Here is a 21,809-nt window from a genome sequence, read left to right on the forward strand (position 1 = left end):
TACTCCCGGAGGAGGCGCCTTTTTTTACCGGCCTATTTAGTTACAACATACTAATGGGTGATTGGATACGTATTGGCCACTGAGCCGGGAAGGGACGGCTTGCCAGCGTCACTGCTCTACCCCTTAATACCTCCCTGGTGAACGATTCCGCGCCTGGCGACCCATTTTTCGATAAAAACCATTAAAAAACATTAAGTTAAAAAATAGAGATTACTACCACCTTGGTGGTAAAAGCCAATTTCCGCCGCGATAACAAGCCAGTTCGTATTGATCGCTATCAATTCCCGTCCGCTTTCATAGCGTTACCTTCGCTGCAAATCCAGCAATGTCGATTTATCAGAGAGCCGTCAGGCTCCATATCAGGAGAAACCCGATGAGTAAATTCCTGGACCGGTTTCGCTACTTCAAACAGAAGGGTGAAACCTTTGCCGATGGGCACGGCCAGCTTCTAAACACCAACCGGGACTGGGAGGATGGATACCGTCAACGTTGGCAGCATGACAAAATTGTGCGTTCCACTCACGGTGTCAACTGCACCGGTTCATGCAGCTGGAAGATTTATGTCAAAAACGGACTGGTGACCTGGGAAACCCAGCAAACGGACTATCCGCGCACTCGTCCGGACCTGCCAAACCACGAACCACGCGGCTGCCCGCGCGGCGCCAGCTACTCCTGGTATCTGTACAGCGCGAACCGCCTGAAATACCCGCTGATGCGCAAACGCCTGATGAAGATGTGGCGGGAAGCGAAGGTCCAGCATAGCGATCCGGTTGAGGCATGGGCATCGATCATCGAAGACGCCGACAAAGCGAAAAGCTTCAAGCAGGCTCGCGGTCGCGGCGGGTTTGTCCGCTCCTCCTGGCAGGAAGTGAATGAGCTGATTGCCGCCTCCAACGTCTATACCGTGAAAACTTACGGTCCGGATCGCGTGGCCGGCTTCTCGCCGATCCCGGCGATGTCGATGGTCTCCTACGCCTCCGGCGCCCGTTACCTGTCGCTGATCGGCGGTACCTGCCTGAGCTTCTACGACTGGTACTGCGACCTGCCGCCGGCCTCGCCGATGACCTGGGGCGAGCAGACCGACGTGCCGGAATCCGCCGACTGGTACAACTCCAGCTATATCATCGCCTGGGGCTCCAACGTGCCGCAGACCCGTACCCCGGATGCGCACTTCTTTACCGAAGTTCGCTATAAAGGGACCAAAACTGTCGCCATCACCCCGGACTACGCCGAAATCGCCAAGCTCTGCGATCTGTGGCTGGCGCCGAAGCAGGGTACCGATGCCGCGATGGCGCTGGCGATGGGCCACGTGATGCTGCGTGAGTTCCATCTTGATAAGCCGAGCCAGTACTTCACCGATTACGTGCGTCGCTACACCGACATGCCGATGCTGGTGATGCTTGAGGAGCGCGACGGCTATTACGCCGCCGGCCGCACGCTGCGCGCGTCCGACCTCGTGGATTCCCTTGGTCAGGAGAAGAATCCGGAATGGAAAACCGTCGCCTTTGATGAGAAAGGCGATCTGACCGTGCCGAACGGTTCCCTCGGATTCCGCTGGGGCGACAAAGGTAAATGGAACCTCGAACAGCGCGACGGTAAAACCGGTGAAGAGATTGAGCTGCGTCTGAGCCTGCTGGGCAGCCATGACGAGGTCGCGGACGTCGGCTTCCCGTACTTCGGCGGCGAAGGTTCTGAACACTTCAACAAAGTCGCGTTGGAAAACATTCTGCTGCACAAACTGCCGGTTAAACGCCTGCAGCTGGCTGACGGCTCCACCGCCCTGGTGACCACCGTGTACGACCTGACCATGGCCAACTATGGCCTGGAGCGCGGTCTGAACGATGACAACTGCGCCGCCAGCTATGATGAAGTGAAAGCCTACACTCCGGCCTGGGCGGAGAAAATTACCGGCGTCTCCCGCGCGCATATTATCCGTACCGCCCGCGAGTTTGCCGATAACGCCGATAAAACCCATGGTCGGTCGATGATTATCGTCGGGGCGGGTCTCAACCACTGGTTCCACCTCGACATGAACTACCGCGGTCTGATCAACATGCTGATCTTCTGCGGTTGCGTCGGCCAGAGCGGCGGCGGTTGGGCGCACTATGTGGGCCAGGAAAAACTGCGTCCGCAGACCGGCTGGCAGCCGCTGGCGTTCGCCCTTGACTGGCAACGCCCGGCACGTCATATGAATAGCACCTCGTACTTCTATAACCACTCCAGCCAGTGGCGCTATGAAAGCGTGACCGCGCAGGAGCTGCTCTCGCCGATGGCGGATAAATCCCGCTACAGCGGCCATCTGATCGACTTCAACGTCCGCGCCGAGCGGATGGGCTGGTTGCCGTCGGCGCCGCAGCTGGGCGTAAACCCGCTGCGCATCGCCGATGAGGCGAAAAAAGCGGGCATGACGCCGGTGGATTACACCGTCAAATCTCTGAAGGAGGGATCGATTCGCTTTGCGGCAGAGCAGCCGGAAAACGGAAAAAACCATCCGCGTAACCTGTTTATCTGGCGTTCCAACCTGCTGGGCTCCTCCGGTAAAGGCCATGAGTACATGCTCAAGTACCTGTTGGGTACGGAGAACGGCATTCAGGGGAAAGACCTTGGCAAGCAGGGCGGCGTGAAGCCGGAAGAAGTCGAATGGCGTGATAACGGCCTCGACGGCAAACTGGACCTGGTGGTGACCCTCGACTTCCGTCTGTCGAGCACCTGTCTCTACTCCGACATCGTGCTGCCGACCGCCACCTGGTACGAAAAAGACGACATGAATACCTCGGATATGCATCCGTTTATTCATCCGCTGTCGGCGGCCGTTGACCCGGCCTGGGAATCGAAGAGCGACTGGGATATCTATAAAGGTATCGCGAAGAAATTCTCTGAAGTGTGCGTGGGCCACCTCGGTAAAGAAACCGACGTCGTTACGCTGCCGATCCAGCATGATTCCGCCGCGGAAATGGCGCAGCCGCTGGACGTCAAAGACTGGAAGAAGGGCGAATGTGACCTGATTCCGGGGAAAACCGCCCCGCATATTATTCCGGTCGAGCGTGATTATCCGGCGACTTATGAGCGCTTCACCTCCATTGGCCCGCTGCTGGAAACCATCGGCAACGGCGGGAAAGGCATCGCCTGGAATACCCAGAGCGAAATGGACCTGCTGCGTAAGCTCAACTACACCAAGGCCGAAGGCCCGGCGAAAGGTCAGCCGAAGCTGGAAACGGCCATCGACGCCGCGGAGATGATCCTCACCCTGGCGCCGGAAACGAACGGTCAGGTGGCGGTGAAGGCGTGGAAAGCGCTGAGCGAAATCACCGGCCGCGAGCATGCGCACCTGGCGCTGAACAAAGAAGACGAGAAGATCCGTTTCCGCGATATCCAGGCGCAGCCGCGGAAAATTATCTCCAGCCCGACCTGGTCCGGGCTGGAAGACGAACACGTCTCCTATAACGCCGGATACACCAACGTTCACGAGCTGATCCCATGGCGTACCCTGTCCGGTCGTCAGTCGCTGTATCAGGATCACCAGTGGATGCGCGACTTTGGCGAGAGCCTGCTGGTTTATCGTCCGCCGATTGACACCCGCTCGGTGAAAGCGGTGATGGGCGAGAAGTCCAACGGCAACCCGGAGAAGGCGCTGAACTTCCTGACGCCGCACCAGAAATGGGGTATCCACTCGACCTACAGCGATAACCTGCTGATGCTGACCCTGTCACGCGGCGGTCCGATCGTCTGGATGAGCGAGGCGGATGCGAAAGATCTGGGTATCGAAGATAACGACTGGATCGAAGTGTTCAACGCCAACGGCGCCCTGACGGCGCGCGCGGTGGTGAGCCAGCGCGTGCCGGCCGGGATGACCATGATGTATCACGCGCAGGAACGCATCGTGAACCTGCCTGGCTCTGAAGTCACCGGTCAGCGCGGCGGGATCCATAACTCGGTTACCCGTATTACGCCGAAACCGACCCATATGATCGGCGGCTATGGCCATCTGGCCTATGGCTTTAACTACTACGGCACCGTCGGCTCCAACCGCGATGAGTTTGTGGTGGTACGTAAGATGAAGAACATTAACTGGTTAGACGGCGAAGGCAATGACCAGGTACAGGAGAGCGTAAAATGAAAATTCGTTCACAAGTCGGCATGGTGCTGAATCTCGATAAATGCATCGGCTGCCACACCTGCTCGGTAACCTGTAAAAACGTCTGGACCAGCCGGGAAGGGATGGAGTACGCCTGGTTCAATAACGTGGAGAGTAAGCCTGGCGTCGGTTTTCCGAACGACTGGGAAAACCAGGAGAAATGGAAGGGCGGCTGGATCCGCAAAATCAACGGCAAGCTGCAGCCGCGCATGGGCAACCGCGCGATGCTGTTAGGTAAAATCTTCGCGAACCCGCATCTGCCGGGCATCGATGATTACTACGAGCCGTTCGATTACGACTACCAGAACCTGCATAACGCCCCGGAGAGTAAACACCAGCCGATCGCCCGTCCGCGCTCGCTGATCACCGGCCAGCGGATGGACAAGATCACCAGCGGTCCGAACTGGGAAGAGATCCTCGGCGGCGAGTTTGAAAAGCGCGCCAAAGACCAGAACTTCGACAACATGCAGAAGGCGATGTACGGCCAGTTCGAGAACACCTTCATGATGTATCTGCCGCGCCTGTGCGAGCACTGCCTGAATCCGGCGTGCGTCGCAACCTGCCCGAGCGGCGCCATCTATAAGCGTGAAGAAGACGGCATCGTGCTGATCGACCAGGACAAGTGCCGCGGCTGGCGGATGTGCATCACCGGCTGCCCGTACAAGAAGATCTACTTCAACTGGAAGAGCGGGAAATCTGAGAAGTGCATCTTCTGCTACCCGCGTATTGAATCCGGAATGCCGACGGTATGCTCCGAAACCTGCGTGGGCCGAATCCGCTACCTCGGCGTCCTGCTGTATGACGCGGACGCGATCGAAAATGCCGCCAGCACCGAGAACGAGAAAGATCTCTATCAGCGTCAACTGGACGTTTTCCTCGATCCGAACGACCCGAAAGTGATTGAGCAGGCGCTGAAAGATGGCGTGCCGCAGGGCGTGATTGAAGCCGCGCAGCAGTCGCCGGTCTGGAAAATGGCGATGGACTGGAAGCTGGCCCTGCCGCTGCACCCGGAATATCGCACCCTGCCGATGGTTTGGTACGTGCCGCCGCTGTCGCCGATTCAGTCCGCCGCCGATGCCGGCGAACTGGGCAGCAACGGGATCCTGCCGGACGTGGAAAGCCTGCGTATTCCGGTGCAGTATCTGGCGAATCTGCTGACCGCCGGCGATACCCAACCGGTCCTGTTGGCCCTGAAGCGGATGCTGGCGATGCGTCACTATAAGCGGGCGGAAACCGTTGACGGCGTTGTCGATACCCGCGCGCTGGAAGAGGTGGGCTTAAGCGAAGCGCAGGCTCAGGAGATGTACCGCTACCTGGCGATCGCCAACTACGAAGATCGTTTCGTGGTGCCGAGCAGCCATCGTGAACAGGCGCGGGAAGCGTTTCCGGAGAAAAATGGCTGCGGCTTTAGCTTTGGCGACGGCTGCCACGGCTCTGACAGCCAGTTCAACCTGTTCAACAGCCGTCGCATCGACGCCATCGACGTGACCAGCAAAACGGAGCCGCACGCATGATTGAACTTGTGATTGTGTCGCGTTTGCTCGAATACCCTGACGCTGCCTTATGGCAGCATCAGCAGGAGATGTTCGAGGCGCTCGCGTCATCGGAGAAACTCGGCAAAGAAGATGCTCACGCGCTGGGCGTTTTTCTGCGCGATCTGCTGGCTCAGGATCCGCTGGATGCCCAGGCGGCCTACAGCGAACTGTTTGACCGCGGCCGGGCCACCTCGCTGCTGCTGTTTGAACACGTGCACGGCGAATCCCGCGATCGCGGGCAGGCGATGGTTGACCTGATGGCGCAGTATGAGCGCCACGGTCTGCTGCTCGATAGCCATGAGCTGCCGGATCATCTGCCGCTGTATCTGGAGTATCTGGCGCAGCTGCCGGAAGAGGAAGCCCTTGGCGGCCTGCGGGACGTCGCGCCGATCCTCGGCCTGCTCAGCGCGCGCCTGCAGCAGCGCGAGAGCCGCTATGCGGTGCTGTTCGAGCTGCTGCTGAAGCTGGCCAACACTCAGGTCGACAGCCAGAAAGTGGCGGAGAAGATTGCCGACGAAGCCCGCGACGATACGCCGCAGGCGCTGGACGCAGTCTGGGAAGAAGAACAGGTTAAATTCTTTGCCGACCAGGGCTGCGGCGAGTCGGAGATTTCCGCTCACCAGCGTCGTTTTGCCGGAGCCGTGGCCCCGCAATATCTGAATATCTCTAACGGAGGACAGCAATAATGCACTTCCTTAATATGTTCTTCTTTGACATTTATCCGTACATTGCGGGCTCGGTGTTTCTGATCGGCAGCTGGCTGCGCTATGACTACGGTCAGTACACCTGGCGCGCGGCCTCCAGCCAGATGCTGGACCGTAAAGGGATGAATCTGGCGTCGAACCTGTTCCATATCGGCATCCTCGGCATTTTCGCCGGCCACTTCCTCGGCATGCTGACGCCGCACTGGATGTATGAATCCTTCCTGCCGATCGACGTCAAGCAGAAGATGGCGATGATCGCCGGCGGCGCCTGCGGCGTGATGACCCTGGTGGGCGGTTTACTGCTGCTCAAGCGTCGTCTGCTCAGCCCGCGCGTTCGCGCCACCACCACCGGTGCGGATATTCTGATCCTCTCCCTGCTGATGGTGCAGTGTGCGTTGGGCCTGCTGACGATCCCGTTCTCAGCCCAGCATATGGACGGCAGCGAAATGATGAAGCTGGTCGGCTGGGCGCAGTCGGTGGTCACCTTCCACGGCGGTGCGTCGCAGCACCTGGATGGCGTGGCGTTTATCTTCCGCGTCCACCTGGTGCTGGGTATGACCCTGTTCCTGCTGTTCCCGTTCTCCCGTCTGGTTCATATCTGGAGCGCGCCGGTAGAGTACCTGACGCGCAAATACCAGATTGTTCGCGCCCGTCGCTAACTGGCCCGCGACTGCTGACTGACCCCGCTCTGGCGGGGTTTTTTTTCGCCCCAGCCGAGGTTATTCCCCGCGGCGGCAAACAGAATCAGCATCCCGCCGCACCACTGCACAGGGGTTAACGCATGGTGGAAGACCAGATAGTCGACCCCCATCGCCACCAGTGGATAAATAAAGGAGAGTGAACCGGTAATGGGCGTTGGCAGCTTCTGTATCGCGCTATATAAAAGCTGATACATGATCCCGGTATGGACGACGCCGAGGATCAGCAGATAGCGCCAGGGAAAGCTGGCAGAAAACTCGGGCATTTGCACCAGCGGCAGCAGCATCACGACGCCGACCAGCACCTGAATAAAGGCGATATGCTGAGCAGGGAGCGGATGCAGTTTGCGGGCGATAATGGCGGTCAGAGCATAGAAAAATGCTGCGCCTAATGCCAGCAAAACGCCGGTCGCGAGACTATCGCCGTGCGCCGGGGCAAGCTCGCTTGACAGCAGGATCACCACGCCGCCGAAGGCCAGCAGTAACCATCCCCATTTTACGGCGCTGACTCGCTCCCCCAGCACCATGCCCATCAGTACCAGCATAAACGGCTGGGTGTTGTAGACCACCGTGGCCATGCCAATTGAAATACGCGAGTAGGCGGCAAAAAGCAGCAGCCAGTTGATGACCAGCGCAATGCCACCAAGCACCGCGAGGGCGAGGGTGAAGCGCGTGAGACGACTGAAGGGTTGGCGGCTGAGAACGATAAACAGCAGCAGGGTGAGCGCGCCAATCAGGCAGCGCCAGAACACCACATCAATTACCGGCAAACCAGAGAGCAGCACGAACGCGCCGATCGAGCCAGAAATTATCATCGCCAGGCTCATTTGCCAGACGCCGCGGGTAAGTTGCATATTTCACCTCCAGAAGTTTTCCATTATTGTGCGAAAAATCCTGACAGCCTGACATGGCTGAATTAAGGTAAGCAGGGGGAAATTCCTTTCATAATTAGGTAAAAACCATGAATGACTTACTTGATGAAATTGACCGGGCGATCCTCGCTTGCCTGACTCAGGACGCCAGAGTCTCGTTGAAGGTATTGAGCGCGCGGGTGGGGCTGACTTCGCCGAGCACCGCCGAGCGGGTGAAGCGCCTGGAGGAGCGGGGGGTGATCCAGGGCTATGGGGCGCGGGTGAATCTCGCCGCGCTGGGCTACAGCCTGCAGGCGCTGGTGCGGGTCCGGCCGCTGCCTGGTCTGCTGCAGAAGGTAGATAAATATATCCAGGCGATGCCGGAGTGCATCGAAAGTGACAAAGTGACCGGAGAGGATTGTTTCGTGATGCGACTGGTGGTGCGTGATATTGCCCAACTGGATACGCTGCTTGACGGCCTGGCTGAATTTGCTCAGTGCAATACCTCGGTGGTGAAAAGTTCGCCGGTGAAGAGACGACTGCCCCCGCTGTGAGTTTCCCGGAGGCGGTGCGGCGCACCAGTCCGGGCTGCCGGTCGGCACAGGCAACGTTCTCTCGTTATGCTCGAGTCGAACCTTAGTCGAAGCTTCTCATCCTTCCCCGTGGGGCAGAATATAGAGTATCGCAAGTGGAGTAGTAAGCTGGGTAATACATGAAGAGATGGTGGTGGGGGAAGGATTCGAACCTTCGAAGTCGATGACGGCAGATTTACAGTCTGCTCCCTTTGGCCGCTCGGGAACCCCACCAGGGGTAAAATCAAATTGTAGGCTATTCAGCAAAGTGAATGGTGGTGGGGGAAGGATAACTCGTCGCTATCGCTCCTCGCCCTTCGGGCCGTTGCCTGCGGCAACGTTCTCTCGCTGGCGCTTGAGTCGAACCTTAGTCGAAGGTTCTTACCCTTCCCGCTAAGTGCAAACATTGTTTACGCCTGCCGGGGAAACCCTATCACTGTAGTGAATAATGGTGGTGGGGGAAGGATTCGAACCTTCGAAGTCGATGACGGCAGATTTACAGTCTGCTCCCTTTGGCCGCTCGGGAACCCCACCACGGGGTAATGCTTTGTACTGGCCTGCTTCCTTCTCGGGAAGCGGGGCGCATCATACCAAATGATGCGCCCCTGTAAAGCATTCCTTTGACAAAAATAAACTGGTTGCCTGATTTTTACCCGTAACGCCGGAAAGCTAACCAATTCATTTCTCAGTCGATTAAAGAATAATCGTCCGGTTACCGTAGACGAAGACGCGCTGCGCCAGGACCTGATACAGCGCCCGGCTCAATACGTTTTTTTCGACATCGCGCCCGGCACGCATCATATCTTCTGCGGTATAAGTATGATCGACGTGAATGACGTCCTGCATAATGATGGGACCTTCGTCCAGGTTATCATTCACGTAGTGGGCGGTGGCGCCGATGATCTTCACACCGCGCTCATAGGCCTGATGATACGGACGCGCGCCGATAAACGCCGGCAGGAACGAGTGGTGAATATTAATGATCTTGTTCGGGAAACGAGCGACAAATTCCGGTGTAAGAACGCGCATATACTTGGCCAGCACCACGTAATCCGGTTCGTGGGCGGCAATCGCGTCGCCCATCTGCTTGTCGTGCTCTTCGCGGCTCAGCCCTTCATGGCTGACCAGTTCAAACGGGATGCCAAAACGTTCCACCAGCGGGCGCAGGGTGTCATGGTTGCCAATAACCGCGGCAATGTCGACATCCAGCCCGCCATAGTTGGCTTTCATCAGCAGATCGCCGAGGCAGTGCGCCTCTTTCGTCACCAGAATCACTACCCGGCGGCGGCCTACCGGATTGAGTTCACGAATCGAGCCTTCCGGCAGGGCGCTGTCCAGATCGGCCAGCAGAATAGCGTCGTTGAAGATGCCTTCCAGTTCGGTGCGCATAAAGAAACGACCGGTACGGTGGTCAACAAATTCATTGTTCTGCACAATGTTAAGTTCGTGCTTGTAGCAGATATTGGTGATACGCGCGATGAGGCCTTTCTGATCAGGGCAAATAGTGCGTAGTACTTTACGTTGTAATGAATGCATCGCGAGGAAAATCCTGTAGTGTTTGCAAGCGCTGCGGTAGCGTTACTGGCCGCAGCATTTTTTAAATTTTTTACCTGAACCGCAAGGGCAGGGGTCGTTACGGCCAATCAGCGGCCGTGTCCCGTCGATATAGTACCACTGTCCATTTTCTTTTAAGAATCTGGAACGTTCAATAATGGCGCCCGGGCGGTTATTGTCATTAAAGCGGGCGATAAAGCTGACAAAGCCTTCATTGGCGGCTCGTCCATCATCGCTGGCGAACAGGGTTAAGCCCAGCCATTCGGTGTGGGCAAAGCCTTTCTCCAGTTCGGCGCGAAACTGCTGCGCCTGACAGGACGGATGCCAGGTTTTGATCAGATAGTCGGCATCTTTCATGACGAACGCGCTGTAACGGGAGCGCATAAGCTGTGACGGGCCTGGCGCAAGCTCAGCGCCGGACAGATATCGCTGGCAACATAAGCTATACTCCAGTGCGCTGCCACAGGGGCATAATTGCGACAAAATTGCCTCCATGGAAGAAAGAGTAACGGCGCTTCTACGCCAAAGGGCTTTATGTTAACTGAGCCGTGACAATGTTGCCACGCTCAGAGTGGAAGGATAGTTATCAGTACTAATGAGAAAGCTTAAAATTGGTCTGGCGTTAGGTGCGGGCGCCGCCCGCGGATGGTCGCATATTGGCGTCATCAACGCCCTCCAGCAGGCCGGCATTGAGATTGATATCGTGGCCGGTTGCTCTATCGGTTCGCTGGTAGGGGCGGCGTATGCCTGTAACCGACTCCCGGCCCTTGAGTCCTGGGTCTGCTCTTTCAGTAACTGGGACGTTCTGAAACTGATGGATCTCTCCTGGCGCCGCGGTGGACTATTGCGGGGTGAAAAGGTGTTCAATCATTATCGCCGCATCATGCCCGTGACCGATATCGAACACTGCGAACGGCGATTTGCCGCCGTCGCGACAAATTTAAGCACTGGCCGGGAGCTGTGGTTTACCGAAGGCGATCTGCACTTAGCGATTCGAGCCTCCTGCAGTATGCCGGGGTTAATGTCGCCGGTCAGGCATAACGGTTACTGGCTGGTTGATGGCGCGGTGGTCAATCCGGTTCCCGTATCGCTTACGCGGGCAATGGGGGCGGATATCGTGATTGCCGTGGATTTGCAACATGATGCCCACCTTATGCAGCAGGATTTATTCTCCCTCGAAACGCCGCGGCGGGAAGCCGAAGCGAAGGAGGGGCCATGGCATACTCGTCTGCGCGCACGCTTGACGCAAATGAGTTCCCGCCGTACGGCCGTGACGCCGACGGCGATGGAGATCATGACCACCTCTATCCAGGTCCTGGAGAACCGTCTTAAACGCAATCGTATGGCGGGTGACCCGCCGGATATCCTGTTGCAACCGTACTGTCCGCAAGTCTCGACGCTTGATTTCCATCGCGCCGGCGAGGCGATTACCGCAGGGCAGTTGGCGGTAGAAAAGAAAATGGATGAATTATTACCCTTAGTGCGTACCGCGATTTGACGCACGAGTACCTGACTTAAGCAAATTCTGACAGGCGATAGTGAGAATAGCGTGCCACTATTGAATTATCGTCAGCCAGGGGAGATATCATGACGCAGCCATTGGCGGGAAAACAGATTCTGATAGTTGAAGACGAACCCGTTTTCCGCTCACTCTTGCATGGATGGCTGACCTCGCTGGGAGCAACAACCTTCCAGGCGGAAGATGGCAAGGATGCCCTGCATAAAATGACGGAGGTGCATCCGGACCTGATGATTTGCGACATTTCGATGCCGAGAATGAACGGTCTGGAGCTGGTGGAGACGTTGCGTAATCGCGGCGAGCAGCTACCGATCCTGATGATTTCCGCTACCGAAAACATGGCCGATATAGCCAAAGCGTTGCGGCTTGGCGTTCAGGACGTGTTGTTAAAGCCAGTAAAAGATTTCGATCGCCTGCGCGAAACCGTTTATGCCTGCCTCTATCCTGCGATGTTCAGTTCACGGGTGGAAGAGGAAGAGCGTTTATTTGAGGACTGGGACGCGCTGGTCAGTAATCCCACTGCGGCTTCACGATTACTGCAGGAATTACAGCCGCCGGTGCAACAGGAAATGTCGCACTGCCGCATTCATTATCGCCAGCTGGTGTCGGCGGATAAACCCGGTCTTGTACTCGATATCGCGCCGCTCTCGGACAATGATTTGGCCTTCTATTGTCTGGATGTCACACGGGCAGGAGATAATGGCGTCCTGGCCGCTTTATTATTGCGCGCGTTGTTCAATGGCTTGCTACAGGAGCAGCTGGCGCATCAGGGACAGCGGCTACCAGAAATGGGGAGTCTGCTAAAACAGGTGAATCAACTCCTGCGTCAGGCAAACCTTCCCGGCCAGTTTCCTTTGTTAGTGGGGTATTACCACAGCGGACTGAAAAATTTAATTCTGGTGTCGGCGGGACTTAATGGCACGCTGAATACCGGTGAGCATCAAATTCAGATTAGCAATGGCGTTCCTTTGGGCACCCTAGGTGATGCTTACCTTAATCAAATTAGTCAACGCTGTACCTCATGGCAGTGCCAAATTTGGGGGGCGGGAGGCCGTTTACGCTTAATGTTGTCTGCGGAGTGAGCAATTGCGTTTATATCTAAGCAGACGGGATTACCCGTTGTCCTTTAGCGGTGGTAACATCGAGCAGTTTTATGCGTAAAAGTCCTAATTCGAGGCTATCGGAAGCTTTTCAGACCAGTGAATACGCGGTTGACTGATATACTCGACACGTTATTTGTAACGAGAAGTTTAAAAAACAAACAGTCCAGGAGATTTCAATGGCTGCCCTTAATTCTAAAGTCAGAAAAGCGGTTATCCCGGTTGCGGGATTAGGCACCAGGATGCTGCCGGCCACCAAAGCGATTCCAAAAGAAATGCTGCCGCTGGTAGATAAGCCGTTAATTCAGTACGTTGTTAATGAATGTATCGCTGCAGGAATTACTGAAATTGTTCTGGTAACGCACTCGTCCAAAAACTCTATCGAAAACCATTTCGATACCAGTTTTGAGCTGGAAGCGATGCTGGAAAAACGTGTGAAACGCCAGCTGCTGGAAGAAGTGCAGTCTATTTGTCCGCCGCACGTAACCATTATGCAAGTTCGTCAGGGCCTGGCAAAAGGTCTGGGACACGCGGTGCTTTGCGCCCATCCGGTGGTGGGTGATGAGCCGGTCGCAGTTATTCTGCCAGACGTTATTCTGGATGAATATGAATCCGATCTGAGCCGCGATAACCTCGCAGAGATGATCTCTCGTTTCGATGAGACCGGCGCCAGCCAGATTATGGTTGAGCCTGTCGACGACGTGACCGCTTACGGTGTCGTTGACTGCAAAGGTGAATCTCTCAAGCCGGGAGAAAGCGTGCCGATGGTAGGCGTGGTCGAGAAGCCAAAAGCTGACGTTGCGCCGTCCAACCTGGCGGTGGTGGGGCGCTATGTCCTCAGCGCCGATATCTGGCCGCTGCTGGCGAAGACTCCTCCGGGTGCCGGTGATGAAATTCAGCTGACTGACGCGATTGATATGCTGATCGAAAAAGAGACGGTCGAAGCTTATCATATGAAAGGCAAGAGCCATGACTGCGGTAATAAGCTTGGCTACATGCAGGCGTTCGTCGAATATGGTATTCGCCACAAAACGCTGGGTGACGATTTTAAAGCCTGGCTGGAAACCGCGGTTGCGAAGTAATCCGCAGCGCTGCTGAAAGCACAAAACCGGGAGTCGCAATGCGCTCCCGGTTTTTTATATCGGCCCCTGGGGGCAAAAAAAATCCCGCCGCAGCGGGATTTTTTATATCGTAACAACGGAGATTAGATCAGGAAATCGTCCAGTGATTTACCTTGCTCATCCATTGCTTTTTTGATCACCGCCGGGGTACGGCCCTGGCCGGTCCAGGTTTTGGTTTCGCCGTTTTCGTCGACATAGCTGTATTTAGCCGGACGTGCAGCACGCTTGGTTTTGGTACCGGCTTTAACGGCTGCCATGGTGCTCAGCAGTTCATTCGGATCAATACCGTCAGCGATCAGCATTTCACGATATTGCTGCAGCTTACGCGTACGTTCTTCAATTTCTGCCGCGGCGGCGTTTTCTTCTTCACGGCGCTCGTTAACAACGACTTCTAATTTTTCCAGCATTTCTTCGAGCGTTTCCAGGGTGCATTCTCTTGCCTGCGCACGAAGAGTACGGATGTTGTTCAAAATTTTAAGTGCTTCGCTCATTGTAGTAATCTCAAACTTATATTGTGGGGTGGTTTGTTGAACTAATAATAGAGCGATAAAATGCGTTGTGCAATAGGGGGGAATGTAAGGAATTCAAAATTACTGGTTATTTGTCGCGAGAATTAATTAATTTAAGTTAAAATTCCCGTGCCGCTTCACATCTTTCATCCTTATAGCGATGAGCAGAAGGTAAGCTAAAACACTGAGACGGTATGCTTTTTCTGAGGTTCGGTGAGAAAAATTATCCTTTACATGGGTAAATAACCCTCGTCAGTATTAGCGCATTTTTGGTTACGAGGCTTAATATAAAACAACGCGCGGCGCCGCTTATAGCCCCATAGGTAACCGCCCTATAAGCACGAAAAGACAATGGTTACCCCGCCAGTAGCGTAGCGGGGCGTACAAATAATGGCCCTGAAAATTCAATTCATCCTCTTAATCCTTTGGCTTTGCAGGCTCTTCAGCTGCGATACAATACCCCTGCCGAATGGGCGGCTGTACGCATAAAATATGGTACAATCGCCGCCGCGATAAAACACTTTGATTGGGGTCACGCAGCCGATGGCACAACTTTATTTCTACTACTCTGCAATGAATGCAGGTAAGTCGACCGCTCTGTTGCAATCTTCGTACAATTATCAGGAGCGGGGGATGCGTACCGTCGTTTATACCGCTGAGATTGATGACCGCTTTGGCGCCGGAAAAGTCAGCTCGCGTATCGGTCTCTCCTCGCCGGCCCGATTGTATAATCCACAGACGTCGCTATTTAACGATATTGCCGCAGAGCACAAGCTAAAGCCGATTCACTGCGTGCTGGTGGATGAAAGCCAGTTTCTGACGCGCGAGCAGGTTCATGAGCTGTCTGAAGTTGTCGATATGCTGGATATTCCTGTGCTTTGCTATGGTTTGCGGACAGACTTTCGCGGTGAGCTCTTTACCGGCAGCCAGTATTTACTGGCCTGGTCAGATAAGCTGGTGGAGCTGAAAACCATCTGTTTCTGCGGCCGGAAGGCCAGTATGGTGCTGCGCCTCGATCAGGAGGGGCGTCCTTACAACGAGGGCGAGCAGGTCGTCATCGGCGGCAATGAGCGGTACGTGTCAGTTTGTCGTAAGCATTATAAAGAGGCGCTGAGCGTCGGCTCGTTAACTCAGGTACAAAACCAGCACCGCCCCAGCTAATACGCGCAGAAGCTCGTCCAGGCGCCTGTGGGCGCCTTTTTATTGCCTGCGCACTGTTGGGCCAGCAGGCGTTAAAGCTTGGCTGTCGGTGGGCAAAAAAAAGCCCCGTCAGATGACGGGGCTTGCAGAACGTTTATGCTTGTCGATTAAGCGGATTTTTTTGCTTTTTTCTCAGCTTTCACCGGAGCTGCTTCGGCTTTCGCGGCTGCTTCGCCTTCGACGAACTCGCGACCGTAGTAGGTATCCAGCAGGATCTGTTTCAGCTCGGAGATCAGCGGGTAGCGCGGGTTAGCGCCGGTGCACTGGTCATCGAATGCATCTTCAGACAGCTTATCAACGTGGGCCAGGAAGTCAGCTTCCTGAACGCCAGCTTCGCGGATAGATTTCGGAATACCCAGCTCAGCTTTCACGCTTTCCAGCCATGCCAGCAGCTTCTCGATTTTCGCTGCGGTACGGTCGCCCGGTGCGGAGAGACCCAGGTGATCGGCGATTTCAGCGTAGCGACGGCGAGCCTGCGGACGGTCGTACTGGCTGAACGCAGTCTGCTTGGTCGGGTTGTCATTCGCGTTGTAGCGGATAACGTTGCAGATCAGCAGGGCGTTGGCCAGACCGTGCGGAATATGGAACTGGGAACCCAGTTTGTGCGCCATGGAGTGACACACGCCGAGGAAGGCGTTAGCAAACGCGATACCGGCGATGGTGGCGGCACTGTGTACGCGCTCGCGGGCAACCGGGTTCTTGGAACCTTCGTGGTAGGAAGCCGGCAGGTACTCTTTCAGCAGTTTCAGCGCCTGCAGAGCCTGGCCGTCAGAGAACTCAGAAGCCAGCACGGAAACGTAAGCTTCCAGGGCGTGGGTCACGGCATCCAGACCACCGAACGCACACAGCGATTTCGGCATATCCATCACCAGGTTGGCATCGACGATGGCCATATCCGGGGTCAGCGCGTAGTCTGCCAGCGGATATTTCTGACCTGTCGCATCATCGGTCACAACGGCGAACGGCGTAACTTCAGAACCGGTACCGGAGGTGGTAGTGATCGCCACCATCTTGGCTTTAACACCCATTTTCGGGAACTTGTAGATACGTTTACGGATGTCCATAAAGCGCAGCGCCAGTTCTTCGAAGTGGGTTTCCGGATGTTCGTACATGACCCACATGATTTTTGCCGCATCCATCGGGGAACCGCCGCCCAGCGCGATGATCACGTCTGGTTTAAAGGAGTTCGCCAGGTCGGCGCCTTTGCGTACGATGGTCAGCGTCGGGTCAGCTTCAACTTCGAAGAAGACTTCAGTTTCAACACCCGCTGCTTTCAGTACGGAGGTGATCTGATCGGCATAGCCGTTGTTGAACAGGAAGCGGTCAGTCACGATCAGCGCGCGTTTGTGACCATCAGTAATCACTTCATCCAGTGCGATAGGCAGGGAGCCACGACGGAAGTAGATAGATTTCGGAAGTTTGTGCCACAACATGTTTTCAGCTCGCTTAGCAACGGTTTTCTTGTTGATCAGGTGTTTCGGACCAACGTTTTCAGAGATGGAGTTACCACCCCAGGAACCACAACCCAGAGTCAGGGAAGGAGCGAGTTTGAAGTTGTACAGGTCACCGATACCACCCTGAGAAGCCGGGGTGTTGATCAGGATACGCGCCGTTTTCATCATCTGGCCGAAGTAAGCCACGCGAGCCGGCTGGTTATCCTGGTCGGTGTACAGGCAAGAGGTATGACCGATACCGCCCATGGCGACCAGTTTTTCAGCTTTGGTCACGGCGTCTTCGAAATCTTTCGCACGGTACATCGCCAGCGTCGGAGACAGTTTTTCGTGAGCAAACGGCTCGCTTTCGTCAACGTCGGTGACTTCGCCAATCAGAATTTTAGTCGTGGCCGGTACGGTGAAGCCTGCCAGCTCAGCGATTTTCGCCGCAGGCTGACCAACGATAGCGGCGTTCAGCGCGCCATTTTTCAGGATAATGTCCTGAACGGCTTTCAGCTCTTTACCCTGCAGCAGGTAGCCGCCGTGGCTGGCGAAACGTTCGCGAACCGCGTCATAAACGGAATCAACCACCACAACGGACTGCTCAGAAGCACAGATAACGCCGTTATCGAAGGTTTTAGACATCAGAACGGAAGCAACGGCGCGTTTGATGTCAGCCGTTTCATCAATCACCACCGGGGTGTTACCGGCACCTACGCCGATAGCAGGTTTACCGGAGCTGTATGCTGCTTTCACCATGCCTGGACCACCGGTCGCAAGGATCAGGTTGATGTCCGGGTGGTGCATCAGGGCGTTAGACAGCTCAACAGACGGCTGATCGATCCAGCCAATCAGGTCTTTCGGCGCGCCGGCAGCGATGGCAGCCTGCAGGACGATGTCAGCCGCTTTGTTGGTGGCTTCTTTAGCACGCGGGTGCGGAGAGAAAATGATGGCGTTACGCGTCTTCAGGCTGATGAGCGATTTGAAGATGGCTGTTGAAGTCGGGTTAGTGGTCGGTACGATACCGCAGATGATGCCGATTGGTTCAGCGATAGTGATGGTACCAAAGGTGTCGTCTTCTGACAGGACGCCACAGGTTTTTTCGTCTTTATAAGCGTTGTAAATGTATTCGGAAGCGAAGTGGTTTTTGATCACTTTGTCTTCAACGATGCCCATGCCGGATTCGGCAACGGCCATTTTGGCGAGAGGGATTCGAGCATCTGCAGCGGCCAGCGCGGCGGCGCGGAAGATTTTGTCGACTTGTTCTTGAGTGAAACTGGCATATTCACGCTGGGCTTTCTTGACACGCTCAACAAGCGCGTTCAGTTCAGCGATATTAGTAACAGCCATAATGCTCTCCTGATAATGTTAAACTTTTTTAGTAAATCAGTCGCTCGATTCGACATTATAGACAGGCTGTAAACAGCTTGCATGTAAATGTTTATGTAGGAAAATCAGGACGCTGTTTTACCGATTTACTAAAAAAGCTTTCTCTTTTTAACTTTCAGGTACTGCTGCCTTCCACTCTGTTGGTGTCATCAAGATTACTCACTTCTGAGTACAAATTACGTGATTTAGATCAAGTATTGGCACTGCTGATACCTTTCAGCTGGCTGCTTTTTGACCGGTTCGATCAAGTGTAATGGGAGGGTTTTGAAATTAAAAAAACGATTAGCATTAAAACTACAAATAGCTAACATTCGATACATATCACCGGGTTATGCATATTTATAATGAATATTGCATGCAAAAAGCGTATGTTTCGCGCAGTTATTTTATGCTGTTAACAGTCAACCGCCAATTTTGATGATGCTGCGGAGCCCATTGTGACTCAATCACTGTTCGATTTTTCTGCATATTTCAAGTTTTTCATCGGCTTATTTGCCCTGGTTAACCCGGTGGGCATTATTCCGGTGTTCATTAGTATGACCAGCTACCAGCCGGCAGCAGTGCGCAATAAGACCAACCTGACCGCCAACCTGTCGGTGGCGATCATCCTCCTGACGTCACTGTTTCTCGGCGATGGCATTCTGCAGATTTTTGGTATCTCCATTGATTCCTTCCGTATCGCCGGCGGCATCCTGGTGGTGACCATCGCGATGTCGATGATCAGCGGTAAGCTCGGCGAAGATAAGCAGAACAAGCAGGAGAAGTCGGAGACGGCGGTAAGGGAGAGCATCGGCGTCGTTCCTCTCGCGCTACCGTTAATGGCCGGACCGGGGGCAATCAGTTCCACTATCGTGTGGGGTACGCGGTATCACTCCTGGGTGCATCTCGTCGGTTTTTCACTGGCGATTGCGGTCTTTGCCCTCTGCTGCTGGGGGATTTTCCGCATGGCGCCATGGCTGGTGCGTCTGCTGGGGCAGACAGGGATTAACGTTATCACCCGTATTATGGGCCTGCTGCTGATGGCTCTCGGCATTGAGTTTATTGTGACGGGGATTAAAGCGCTCTTCCCGGGGCTGCTGAGTTAGTTCGTTGCCACGCAGGCGGGGAGGCTCCCTTCACGCCTGCGCGATTATTAGCAAAACCTATTAACCAGCGCGGAACCGGCGGTAGGAATACTATTTTGCGATATCGCTATTAATTTCATGTTTTTCATTAAGATATGAAATATTTCTCTTAACATTCCCCTCACGTCTCTCCCTCCTGTGATGTTATTTTCTTCACATCATTCTCTGGCGCTTGCTGTCGGATCATCGAAATGATATTAGTAATTTTAACAAGGCTGCAGATGAATGTGCTAAAAAGTAATCTATTGTTAAATTTTTGTACAAAAAATCATCTCACGGTCGCTGCTCAGTATGATGACTGATGAAAATGTCGTAAGTGTATGATCAATAAGAATATTTTTCTGTCGACGTATTGTGGCAACCGCTAGTGATGCTGGCAAAGCCGGCAATAAAAGAGAATCCGGTAACATATTTGCAAATTGCATTGGCGGAGGTGTTTACCTTTTGGTACTTTCCGCCGTTATCGTCTGCTGAATCATGCGTGTAAATGAGAATCATTTTTAATCGTCTCATTGCGCCTGAACTGCCCTCCAGCGAGGGGGAACGAATCGACGTTAAGACTGCCGTTCGAGCGGTCGTAATAAATAAGTCGGTGATAGCAATCTGCCAATCGCAAACACTCCTGCGTTGGACAGATCCCGAAAACGGGGAAAAAACAGGCTGGTTAAAAAACCAGTAATTATAATGACTGGAGTTACAACACAATGACCATCATCACTAAAAAACGTTTGATCGCCGCAGGAGTGCTATCCGCGCTCATGGCTGGCAATATGGCTATGGCAGCGGATGTCCCGGCCGGTGTGCAGCTTTCGGATAAGCAAACACTGGTGCGAAATAGCGGCGCCGAGCCGCAATCGCTGGACCCGAATAAAATTGAAGGGGTGCCCGAGGCGAATATTAGCCGCGACCTGTTCGAAGGCTTGCTGAATACCTCGCCGAAAGATGGCCACCCGATCCCTGGTGTGGCAGAGAGCTGGGATAATAAAGATTTCAAAGTCTGGACCTTCCATCTGCGTAAAGATGCGAAATGGTCTAACGGCGAGCCGGTTACCGCCCAGGATTTCGTTTATAGCTGGCAGCGTCTGGTAGACCCGAAAACAGCGTCTCCTTATGCCAGCTACCCGCAGTATGGTCATATCCTCAACGTTGATGAAATCATTGACGGCAAGAAAGCCCCAGGCGAGCTGGGCGTAAAAGCCATTGACGACCATACGCTGGAAGTCACCCTCAGCGAGCCGGTACCCTATTTTTACAAACTGCTGGTTAACCCGGCGATGTCTCCTGTCTATAAACCAGCGATTGAAAAGTTTGGCGAGAAGTGGACGCAGCCTGGCAATATCGTCACCAACGGCGCCTACACCCTGAAAGACTGGGTGGTCAACGAACGTATCGTGATGGAGCGCAACCCGCATTACTGGGATAATGCCAAAACCGTTATCAACACCGTCACCTGGCTGCCGACCTCTTCTGAAGTGACCTATGTTAACCGTTATCGCAGCGGTGAACTGGATATGACCTATAACCAGCTGCCGATCGAGCTCTTCCAGAAACTGAAAAAAGAGATCCCGAACGAGCTGCACGTTGACCCGTATCTGTGTACTTATTACTACGAAATTAACAACCAGAAAGCGCCGTTCACCGACGTGCGCGTGCGTACCGCGCTGAAGCTGGGTCTGGATCGCGATATCATTGCCAATAAGGTGAAAGGACAGGGCGATCTGCCGGCCTACGGCTACACCCCGCCGTATACCGATGGCGCGAAGCTGACCGAGCCGGAATGGTTTACCTGGTCGCAGGAAAAACGGAATGAAGAAGCGAAAAAACTGCTGGCCGAAGCCGGCTATAGCGCCGATAAACCGTTGACCTTCAACCTGCTGTATAACACCTCTGATTTGCACAAGAAGCTGGCGATTGCCGCCGCCTCGCTGTGGCGTAAAAACCTGGGCATTGACGTGAAGCTGGTCAACCAGGAGTGGAAGACGTTCCTCGATACCCGTCATCAGGGTACCTATGACGTGGCGCGTGCGGGCTGGTGCGCTGACTATAACGAGCCAACCTCTTTCCTGAACACCATGCTTTCTGACAGCTCAATGAACACTGCGCACTATAAGAGCCCGGCGTTCGACAAAATTATGGCTGAATCCGTAAAAGCATCCGATGAAGCACAGCGCACGGCGGCCTATGCGAAAGCAGAGCAGCAGCTGGATAAAGACAGCGCGATCGTACCGGTCTATTACTATGTTAACGCCCGCCTGGTGAAACCGTGGGTCGGTGGCTACACCGGTAAAGACCCGATGGATAACGTCTATACAAAAGACCTTTACGTTATCAAACATTAATGGCAATACGTGGAGCGGGCCTGTGC

The 21,809-nt window shown here is 54.6% G+C and carries 18 protein-coding genes, 2 tRNA genes and 1 other RNA gene; 12 read left to right on the forward strand and 9 right to left on the reverse strand.

The window, feature by feature from the left end:
* Nucleotides 1-373 precede the first annotated feature (373 nt).
* Genes L2I46_RS01015 through narI form a run of 4 tightly spaced genes read left to right on the forward strand, consistent with a single transcriptional unit; the run spans nucleotide 374 to nucleotide 7,033 of the window.
* Nucleotides 374-4,117, forward strand: a complete 3,744-nt coding sequence (locus L2I46_RS01015) for a nitrate reductase subunit alpha (RefSeq protein WP_023290134.1) — start codon at nucleotides 374-376, stop codon at nucleotides 4,115-4,117.
* Complete coding sequence (gene narH, locus L2I46_RS01020; RefSeq protein ID WP_023290133.1) at nucleotides 4,114-5,649, forward strand: nitrate reductase subunit beta; 1,536 nt, start codon at nucleotides 4,114-4,116, stop codon at nucleotides 5,647-5,649. The genes L2I46_RS01015 and narH overlap by 4 nt, the downstream gene beginning before the upstream one ends.
* Complete coding sequence (gene narJ / locus L2I46_RS01025; protein ID WP_032453280.1) at nucleotides 5,646-6,356, forward strand: nitrate reductase molybdenum cofactor assembly chaperone; 711 nt, start codon at nucleotides 5,646-5,648, stop codon at nucleotides 6,354-6,356. The genes narH and narJ overlap by 4 nt, the downstream gene beginning before the upstream one ends.
* Nucleotides 6,356-7,033, forward strand: coding sequence for a respiratory nitrate reductase subunit gamma (gene narI / locus L2I46_RS01030; protein WP_002910189.1), 678 nt, complete (start codon nucleotides 6,356-6,358; stop codon nucleotides 7,031-7,033). The genes narJ and narI overlap by 1 nt, the downstream gene beginning before the upstream one ends.
* Here the strand turns inward: narI and L2I46_RS01035 are convergent.
* Complete coding sequence (locus tag L2I46_RS01035) at nucleotides 7,030-7,926, reverse strand: DMT family transporter (protein ID WP_023290131.1); 897 nt, start codon at nucleotides 7,924-7,926, stop codon at nucleotides 7,030-7,032. The genes narI and L2I46_RS01035 overlap by 4 nt on opposite strands.
* A 107-nt stretch (nucleotides 7,927-8,033) precedes the next feature.
* On the opposite strand from L2I46_RS01035, the gene L2I46_RS01040 reads away from it, so the two are divergent.
* The gene (locus tag L2I46_RS01040; protein WP_023290130.1) at nucleotides 8,034-8,477 is read left to right on the forward strand and encodes an Lrp/AsnC family transcriptional regulator; all 444 of its coding nucleotides are present in this window, start codon (nucleotides 8,034-8,036) and stop codon (nucleotides 8,475-8,477) included.
* A 167-nt stretch (nucleotides 8,478-8,644) separates the two neighbouring features.
* Here the strand turns inward: L2I46_RS01040 and L2I46_RS01045 are convergent.
* From L2I46_RS01045 to L2I46_RS01065, 5 genes are all read right to left on the reverse strand, one after another.
* Nucleotides 8,645-8,729, reverse strand: a tRNA-Tyr gene (locus L2I46_RS01045).
* A 39-nt stretch (nucleotides 8,730-8,768) separates the two neighbouring features.
* Nucleotides 8,769-8,901, reverse strand: a non-coding RNA gene (locus tag L2I46_RS01050) — RtT sRNA.
* A gap of 43 nt (nucleotides 8,902-8,944) precedes the next feature.
* A tRNA-Tyr gene (locus L2I46_RS01055) sits at nucleotides 8,945-9,029 on the reverse strand.
* Nucleotides 9,030-9,188: 159 nt separating this feature from the next.
* A complete protein-coding gene (gene purU, locus L2I46_RS01060) occupies nucleotides 9,189-10,031 on the reverse strand; it encodes a formyltetrahydrofolate deformylase (RefSeq protein ID WP_236947471.1) in 843 nt (280 codons plus the stop codon).
* A 42-nt stretch (nucleotides 10,032-10,073) separates the two neighbouring features.
* Complete coding sequence (locus L2I46_RS01065) at nucleotides 10,074-10,532, reverse strand: YchJ family protein (protein WP_236947472.1); 459 nt, start codon at nucleotides 10,530-10,532, stop codon at nucleotides 10,074-10,076.
* 112 nt (nucleotides 10,533-10,644) lie between these two features.
* Between L2I46_RS01065 and rssA the strand changes: the two genes are divergently transcribed.
* The 3 genes from rssA to galU all read left to right on the forward strand — a co-directional run bounded on the left by rssA (nucleotide 10,645) and on the right by galU (nucleotide 13,750).
* On the forward strand, nucleotides 10,645-11,547 hold the full coding sequence (rssA, locus tag L2I46_RS01070) for a patatin-like phospholipase RssA (protein ID WP_004203175.1): 903 nt from the start codon (nucleotides 10,645-10,647) through the stop codon (nucleotides 11,545-11,547).
* A gap of 89 nt (nucleotides 11,548-11,636) precedes the next feature.
* On the forward strand, nucleotides 11,637-12,650 hold the full coding sequence (gene rssB / locus L2I46_RS01075; RefSeq protein ID WP_032453277.1) for a two-component system response regulator RssB: 1,014 nt from the start codon (nucleotides 11,637-11,639) through the stop codon (nucleotides 12,648-12,650).
* 197 nt (nucleotides 12,651-12,847) lie between these two features.
* Nucleotides 12,848-13,750, forward strand: coding sequence for a UTP--glucose-1-phosphate uridylyltransferase GalU (gene galU, locus L2I46_RS01080; RefSeq protein WP_023290127.1), 903 nt, complete (start codon nucleotides 12,848-12,850; stop codon nucleotides 13,748-13,750).
* Nucleotides 13,751-13,872: 122 nt separating this feature from the next.
* Here the strand turns inward: galU and hns are convergent, their stop codons facing one another.
* Nucleotides 13,873-14,280: a histone-like nucleoid-structuring protein H-NS gene (gene hns / locus L2I46_RS01085; RefSeq protein WP_002910103.1), complete on the reverse strand. Its 408-nt coding sequence runs from the start codon at nucleotides 14,278-14,280 to the stop codon at nucleotides 13,873-13,875.
* Nucleotides 14,281-14,702: 422 nt separating this feature from the next.
* A complete protein-coding gene (locus tag L2I46_RS29585; RefSeq protein ID WP_032428897.1) occupies nucleotides 14,703-14,834 on the reverse strand; it encodes a hypothetical protein in 132 nt (43 codons plus the stop codon).
* 7 nt (nucleotides 14,835-14,841) lie between these two features.
* Between L2I46_RS29585 and tdk the strand changes: the two genes are divergently transcribed.
* Nucleotides 14,842-15,459, forward strand: coding sequence for a thymidine kinase (tdk, locus tag L2I46_RS01095; protein WP_032453278.1), 618 nt, complete (start codon nucleotides 14,842-14,844; stop codon nucleotides 15,457-15,459).
* A 146-nt stretch (nucleotides 15,460-15,605) separates the two neighbouring features.
* Here the strand turns inward: tdk and adhE are convergent, their stop codons facing one another.
* A complete protein-coding gene (adhE, locus tag L2I46_RS01100; protein WP_023290125.1) occupies nucleotides 15,606-18,281 on the reverse strand; it encodes a bifunctional acetaldehyde-CoA/alcohol dehydrogenase in 2,676 nt (891 codons plus the stop codon).
* A gap of 77 nt (nucleotides 18,282-18,358) precedes the next feature.
* Between adhE and L2I46_RS01105 the strand changes: the two genes are divergently transcribed.
* From L2I46_RS01105 to oppA, 3 genes are all read left to right on the forward strand, one after another.
* Nucleotides 18,359-18,574, forward strand: coding sequence for a hypothetical protein (locus L2I46_RS01105; RefSeq protein WP_032428896.1), 216 nt, complete (start codon nucleotides 18,359-18,361; stop codon nucleotides 18,572-18,574).
* Between the two features lie 183 nt (nucleotides 18,575-18,757).
* A complete protein-coding gene (locus L2I46_RS01110; RefSeq protein WP_002910095.1) occupies nucleotides 18,758-19,405 on the forward strand; it encodes a YchE family NAAT transporter in 648 nt (215 codons plus the stop codon).
* A 743-nt stretch (nucleotides 19,406-20,148) separates the two neighbouring features.
* A complete protein-coding gene (gene oppA, locus L2I46_RS01115; RefSeq protein ID WP_023290124.1) occupies nucleotides 20,149-21,783 on the forward strand; it encodes an oligopeptide ABC transporter substrate-binding protein OppA in 1,635 nt (544 codons plus the stop codon).
* Nucleotides 21,784-21,809 lie beyond the last annotated feature (26 nt).

It is taken from the genome of Klebsiella sp. 2019SCSN059 (genome assembly GCF_021739525.1).
Classification (GTDB): Bacteria; Pseudomonadota; Gammaproteobacteria; order Enterobacterales; family Enterobacteriaceae; genus Klebsiella; species Klebsiella quasipneumoniae.

Excerpts from the sequence above, each read along its gene's own strand:
- rssB (WP_032453277.1), top strand. The coding sequence starts at position 11,637 with ATGACGCAGCCATTGGCGGGAAAACAGATTCTGATAGTTGAAGACGAA.
- rssA (WP_004203175.1), top strand. The coding sequence starts at position 10,645 with ATGAGAAAGCTTAAAATTGGTCTGGCGTTAGGTGCGGGCGCCGCCCGC.
- adhE (WP_023290125.1), bottom strand. The coding sequence starts at position 18,281 with ATGGCTGTTACTAATATCGCTGAACTGAACGCGCTTGTTGAGCGTGTC.
- galU (WP_023290127.1), top strand. The coding sequence starts at position 12,848 with ATGGCTGCCCTTAATTCTAAAGTCAGAAAAGCGGTTATCCCGGTTGCG.
- L2I46_RS01035 (WP_023290131.1), bottom strand. The coding sequence starts at position 7,926 with ATGCAACTTACCCGCGGCGTCTGGCAAATGAGCCTGGCGATGATAATT.
- narH (WP_023290133.1), top strand. The coding sequence starts at position 4,114 with ATGAAAATTCGTTCACAAGTCGGCATGGTGCTGAATCTCGATAAATGC.
- narI (WP_002910189.1), top strand. The coding sequence starts at position 6,356 with ATGCACTTCCTTAATATGTTCTTCTTTGACATTTATCCGTACATTGCG.
- hns (WP_002910103.1), bottom strand. The coding sequence starts at position 14,280 with ATGAGCGAAGCACTTAAAATTTTGAACAACATCCGTACTCTTCGTGCG.
- L2I46_RS01040 (WP_023290130.1), top strand. The coding sequence starts at position 8,034 with ATGAATGACTTACTTGATGAAATTGACCGGGCGATCCTCGCTTGCCTG.
- oppA (WP_023290124.1), top strand. The coding sequence starts at position 20,149 with ATGACCATCATCACTAAAAAACGTTTGATCGCCGCAGGAGTGCTATCC.
- tdk (WP_032453278.1), top strand. The coding sequence starts at position 14,842 with ATGGCACAACTTTATTTCTACTACTCTGCAATGAATGCAGGTAAGTCG.
- L2I46_RS01015 (WP_023290134.1), top strand. The coding sequence starts at position 374 with ATGAGTAAATTCCTGGACCGGTTTCGCTACTTCAAACAGAAGGGTGAA.
- narJ (WP_032453280.1), top strand. The coding sequence starts at position 5,646 with ATGATTGAACTTGTGATTGTGTCGCGTTTGCTCGAATACCCTGACGCT.
- purU (WP_236947471.1), bottom strand. The coding sequence starts at position 10,031 with ATGCATTCATTACAACGTAAAGTACTACGCACTATTTGCCCTGATCAG.